Genomic DNA, 5,087 nt, shown 5'->3' with positions numbered 1-5,087 from the left:
GTCGAGGCCCTTCTCGTACTGGGCAGCGGTGCGCAGGAAGCCGAGGAAGGCGAGCAGGGACGCCTCGTTGTCGCCGGCGGCGAAGGAGGCGGCGACGTCCAGGAAGTTGGACAGGGTCTCGCGGGTGCGCCCGGCCAGGCACATGGCGAGCCACAGGCCGTCGGACAGCTCGTACGGCGTCAGATCCGTCGTTCCCAGGAGGCCGGACGCAGGCATCGAAGGCCGGGGGGCGGCAGCCATCACGGCCTCGTCGGGTCGAGGCTGCGCCACAGAGCGTCGACCAGCCGGTCCCAGTGCTCGTCCCCCTCGAACCGGTCGGACGTCGCGAGATGAACGCTGTTGAGCAGCTGATCCGCGCTCATCCCGCCCTCGCGCGCACTGCGTGCGACGAAGAGCCGGACGAGTTCCTGACCGCGGTCACCGGCTCGTTGCCCGAAACGAGCCGCCACCATTGCGGCGAGCTGGTCCAAATCCGGTGGCGGCAGTTCCAGGCGCAGGCAGCGACGCAGCAACGCGGGCGGGAACTCCTTCTCTCCGTTGGAGGTGATGAGGATGAGGGGGAACGCGCGGCAGCGCACCCGGCCGCCGGCGACCCGGGCCGTAGCGCCGGGGTCGGCCGTGAGCACCTCGGCCGTCGGCTCGCGCGAGGCGATGCGGACCAGTTCGGGAATGTCGAACTCGCCGTCCTCGAAGATGTTCAGGAGGTCGTTCGGAAGATCGATGTCACTCTTGTCGAGTTCGTCGATCAGGAGAACCCGCGGCAGCCGGTACGGCAGCAGCGCCGTGCCCAAAGGGCCGAGCCTGATGTAATCGCCGATACCGGTCCGGCTGTCACCCGGCCCGGCCTCCGTGTCCGCCGCGGCGCGCAGAGCGGCCGCGTCCTGTGCCCGTCCGATGGCGTCGTAGTCGTACAGTCCGGACTTCAGGGTGGTACGCGTCGTGATCGGCCAGCGCAGGACGCGGCCCAGGCGCAACTCGCGCGCCACACGATAGGCGAGGCTCGACTTGCCGGTGCCCGGGCGGCCGGTGATCAGCAGCGGCCGGCGCAGATACAGGGCCGCGTTGACCATGTCCGCCTCGGCGACGTCGACGGGGCGGGGCGGGTCGCCCTCGCGACGGGGTGGCCCGATGCGGCGTGACGTCTCCGCCTGGTCCTCCTCCGGGCGGGGCTGCAGCGGGCTGCCGTCGAAGGTGCGCCAGGGCGGCGGACCCATGAGCACGTCGTCGAGATCACGGGCGGCCAGGGTTCGCCCGTCGCCGTGGTAGACCCACCACGGCGCGGTGTTCCGGGTGGGGAAATCCTGTCCGGTGTCCGGAGGGAACCTGTCGTCGGCGGGTCGGCCGTCACTCATGACTGCGTCCTTCCCTCGTGATGCGGCGACTGGTAACGGCGTAAGGGCACGTAGACGTTCTCCGGGTTGTCGATGAGAACGAGAACCTCGCCGGAGACCAGTGATCCCCGGGATTCGTGGACATGGGTGGCCAGCGCGTTCAGCTGGTTCGCCTGGAACAACTGGTCGGCGAGATCACCGAGCCCCGAAACGGCACCGGCTGAGCGGGCCCAGAGCATCGCGGGGACGCCCTCGCGCAGGGCCACGTCGTAGGAGTGGACGGCCCCCGGCTCGGGTTTCCGGGGAGCGTCGAGCAGGGCGACCGCGACCACGCGTCCGTTCCTGTCGCGGCCGAGCAGGTCTTGCAGGTCGGAGGCGCTCAGGCCGCCCGTTCCGTCACACGCGTGCCAGGAGCATTCGTGCGGGGTGTCGCGCAAGCTGCGCCAGCGCTGCTTCAGCACCCGCTGGATCGACGGGTCGCGCTGCCGTTCCAGGCTGCGGATCACCGTCTGGTAGTGGCGTATCAGGGAGCGTGGCAGGCCGGAGGAGCGGTGCGTGGAGAACTCCTCTATGGGCAGGTCGACCAAGTCCCGGCCGAGCAGGAACTCCAGCTGCACGGGGGTGTCGAGGCCGGCCAGGGACGCCTCGCCGCTGGAGATGGCGCGCTCCACGGTCATCTCCAGATCGCCGTCCGAACAGACGAAGTCCACGAAGTCCGGTCGGGCGGGGGAGAACACGTCTTCCTTGGTCCAGGAGGACACCAGATACCCGCCGTCGCCGTCGTCGCCACGCTCGATCAGGATCGCGAGATACCCCATGCCCGCGGTGTGCTCGAGTGCTACGGGCACGAGTGCGGCGCGCGTCGTGTTCAGGGTCTCGCGCACACCGAGGCCCTCGGCGACCGCGGCGTTCCACTCGCGCAACTGCCGGGCCAGGTGGCCGGGAGCGAGCGCCGCGACGTATTCGACGTACAGCATGAAGGGGAACAGACCGTCCGCCCGCGCGTTCGCCTCGACCAGGTGCTCGAAGGCCAGCACGATGTCGTCGTACCCGGGAGGGAGCCGCTCGTAGACACCCCGGGCCGCCCGGTGGATCCGGCCGACCGGCACCTTGGGCGACTGCCGTAACAGCGCCTGGATGTGCCGCAGTTCGGCCTCCGTCAGCGGTGGCTGGACGAACGCCGAGCGCACCAAGTGGTGGAAGGCCTCCGTGGAGCGGGCACCAGGAGCGAAGAACCGGACGGTCTCGGCCAGCGCCAGGAGGCCGCCGGGGATGTCACCCAAGAGCCTTACGACGTCGTAGAGCTGGCTTCGCGTGGTCACACCCTGCGGTACGAGCCCCGCGACGTCGATGCTCAGCCGGCTTCCCGTCACCTCCAGGCACTGGCGTCGCAGCTCCGGGTCCGCCATGGGTCTGGTGCGTTCCAGAACTTCCACGAGTCTGCTGGTACGCGCCCAGTCCGATGGGTCGTCGTCGAGTGTGTCCGCCATCCCCGTTTTCCCGTAAGGCATCCAGGCGTGGACAGGTTCGGCCACGCAGAGTGTCGAAGGTCCGGTCATCGGCGCCCCTCCTCCTCACAACGCCGCATCTCGGCAGCGATCGACCGGACGGCACGCGAATCACCGACCAAGGTCCGTACTGCGCCGATGAGTTCGTCCAGGCCTCCTTCGTATTCAGAGCTGGTGCGAACCACGTTGTACAAGTGAGCGTGGGGTTCGGGGCGTTCGGCCACCACCGAGCCGATCTCCGGGGGCAGCAGCGAGACCAGGTCCTGACGGCCGCCGAGCGTCCCGAAGCGCGGTATCGATGCGATCAGCCGGGCGAGTTCCGCACATTGACGTGCGGTCAGTTCGGCGGGTGCCGATCCCGCCGGGTGGAGCAGGGCGGCAAGCGGTGTCCACTCCCGGGCGATGGCGGTCAGGGGGAACATCCAGGCCACCCGTTCGACGGACGAACCGTAGGCGGCGACGACCAGGCCGACGACACCGCCGAGGCCGCGGTCCCACACGCCGGCCCCGCTGAACCCCCGCTGGACGGCCACCCCGTGTGCCCTGCCGTCCAGTTGCCGCCAGGCGGGGTTGGGCCCGCCGCGCCCGGTCGCGGTCGCCTCGACCCACACACCGTCGCCGAGTCCCCGGCCCGGGTGTCCGTAGACGCTCACCTCGGTCGGCCCCGTGTCATCACCGGGGAACAGGCGCGCCGGACGGGCCTCGACGGGCGGGCCGCCCGGTTCCAGCTCCAGGACCGCGATGTCGCCGGACGAGGGCAGGACCGGGAACCAGCCGCCGTCGACCGTCCGGGCGCGCCGTGGCCGCGTGTCACCGGAGGGTGCCAAGTCCACCAGCACGGTGCTGTCGGGGACCGTCCTCTGCTCATCGGGCCGCCCCAGCGCCTCGGCCACGACGTGCGCACAGGTAAGGATCCGGTCGTCGCCGATGAGGACGCCCGCGCCGGACAGGCTCTCTCCGTCGGGACCTCTCACTCGAACGCGCCAGTCGCCCAACGCCCCAGCACCCCCCTCCAGGCTCGCGGGCGTACCTCCCCCGGTGAAGGCAGGATCAGTCACGCTGAGCCTAGGAAAAACCCTACGCATCCGGCGGGCTTCCGGCGAGAGCGCAGTGTGAACCGATTGTGACCGTCCGCCGTCGGAGACGTCCGACTGCGCCGGTGCGCGTGACAGCCGTGGCTCTGTGTGCCCTACGGGCGAACCCGGCCCCGGACGTCGGCCACCGCCCGTGACACCTCCGGCTTCGGAGCCGCGGACGTGGCCGGGGTCGCGCCGAGGCGGCGCTGGCGGTGGGTGTACGCGGTCAGCGCCTGCCAGAGATCGCGGCGGTCGGTGTCGGGCCAGAGGCCGGGCGTGAAGTGCAGCTCCGCGTAGGCCGCGTGCCAGGGCAGGAAGTTGGAGACGCGCTGTTCGCCGCCCGTGCGCCAGAGCAGGTCCACGTCCGGCAGGTCCGCCAGGGGCAGGTGCCGCGCGAAGTCGTCCTCGGCGATCAGGCCCGGCTCCAGACGGCCCTCCCGGGCCCGGTGGGCCAGGGCGGCGGCCGTGCGGGTGAGCTCGTCCCGGCCGCCGTAGTCGATGCACATCGTCAGGGTCAGGCCGGTGCGGGCGCGGGTGGTGCGCTCGCGCAGGTGGAGGACGTCGACCAGGTCGGGCGGCAGGCGGCCGGCGCGGCCGTGCCAGCGCAGCCGGACGTCCAGGTCGCGGAAGGGGTTCTCGGTCATCTCGCGGCGCAGCAGGTCGAGGATCGCGTCGACCTCCTCCGGGTCGCGGTGCCAGTTCTCGGTGGAGAAGGTGTAGAGCGTCAGGTGGCGCAGGCCGATGTCCAGGGCGCCGTGCACCACTTCGCGGACCGCGTCGGCCCCGGCGCGGTGGCCCTCGTGCCGGGGCAGGCCGCGCTGCTGGGCCCAGCGGCCGTTGCCGTCCATGATCACGGCGACATGGGTGGGCAGATCGCCGGGCGGGATCTCGGGGGGCCGCGCGCCGCTCGGGTGGGGCGGCGGCGGCCGGAAGGTGCCGGGGGCCGCTGCAGGCCGGGCCGGTGCCGGTGGCCGGTGGGCGCCCGGGTGCTGCGGCGGCGGCACCGTCAGCGGGGTCAGACTCCAGGCCAGGGCCGCGCGGACCCGTGCGGCGGCTCGTCGACTCGTCGGCCCGGAACCAGCGCAGCCGTACCGGCGCGTGCCACTCGGCGTCGCCGAAATCCTGCAGCAGGGCGTCCAGGCGCGCGGTCTCGGCGTCGTAGGCGGCGGCCC

5 protein-coding genes are annotated in these 5,087 nt (G+C 71.7%); all 5 read right to left on the bottom strand.

Annotated features, from left to right (window positions below; translation table 11 throughout):
* Positions 1-240: hypothetical protein (locus tag K4G64_RS38285; protein ID WP_221760470.1), on the bottom strand; the 240-nt coding region annotated here is incomplete at its 3' end.
* The gene (locus K4G64_RS38280; protein WP_221760469.1) at positions 240-1,352 is read right to left on the bottom strand and encodes a MoxR family ATPase; all 1,113 of its coding nucleotides are present in this window, start codon (positions 1,350-1,352) and stop codon (positions 240-242) included. The genes K4G64_RS38280 and K4G64_RS38285, both read right to left, overlap by 1 nt.
* Positions 1,349-2,821, bottom strand: a complete 1,473-nt coding sequence (locus K4G64_RS38275) for a hypothetical protein (RefSeq protein WP_221760468.1) — start codon at positions 2,819-2,821, stop codon at positions 1,349-1,351. Before K4G64_RS38275 ends, K4G64_RS38280 begins: the two co-directional genes overlap by 4 nt.
* A gap of 65 nt (positions 2,822-2,886) precedes the next feature.
* Positions 2,887-3,813: a trypsin-like peptidase domain-containing protein gene (locus tag K4G64_RS38270; protein WP_221760467.1), complete on the bottom strand. Its 927-nt coding sequence runs from the start codon at positions 3,811-3,813 to the stop codon at positions 2,887-2,889.
* A gap of 215 nt (positions 3,814-4,028) precedes the next feature.
* Positions 4,029-4,919 carry a polyprenyl diphosphate synthase gene (gene uppS, locus K4G64_RS38265; protein ID WP_308122602.1) on the bottom strand — a complete coding sequence of 297 codons (891 nt, stop codon included), beginning with the start codon at positions 4,917-4,919 and terminating at the stop codon, positions 4,029-4,031.
* Positions 4,920-5,087: the final 168 nt, after the last annotated feature.

Source organism: Streptomyces sp. WAC04114 (genome assembly GCF_019733245.1).
GTDB lineage: Bacteria > Actinomycetota > Actinomycetes > Streptomycetales > Streptomycetaceae > Streptomyces > Streptomyces massasporeus_A.
The sequence above is the reverse complement of the archived record's forward strand: the minus strand, read 5'-3'. Positions and strand labels throughout refer to the sequence as shown.

Excerpts from the sequence above, each read along its gene's own strand:
- K4G64_RS38280 (WP_221760469.1), bottom strand. The coding sequence starts at position 1,352 with ATGAGTGACGGCCGACCCGCCGACGACAGGTTCCCTCCGGACACCGGA.
- K4G64_RS38275 (WP_221760468.1), bottom strand. The coding sequence starts at position 2,821 with ATGGCGGACACACTCGACGACGACCCATCGGACTGGGCGCGTACCAGC.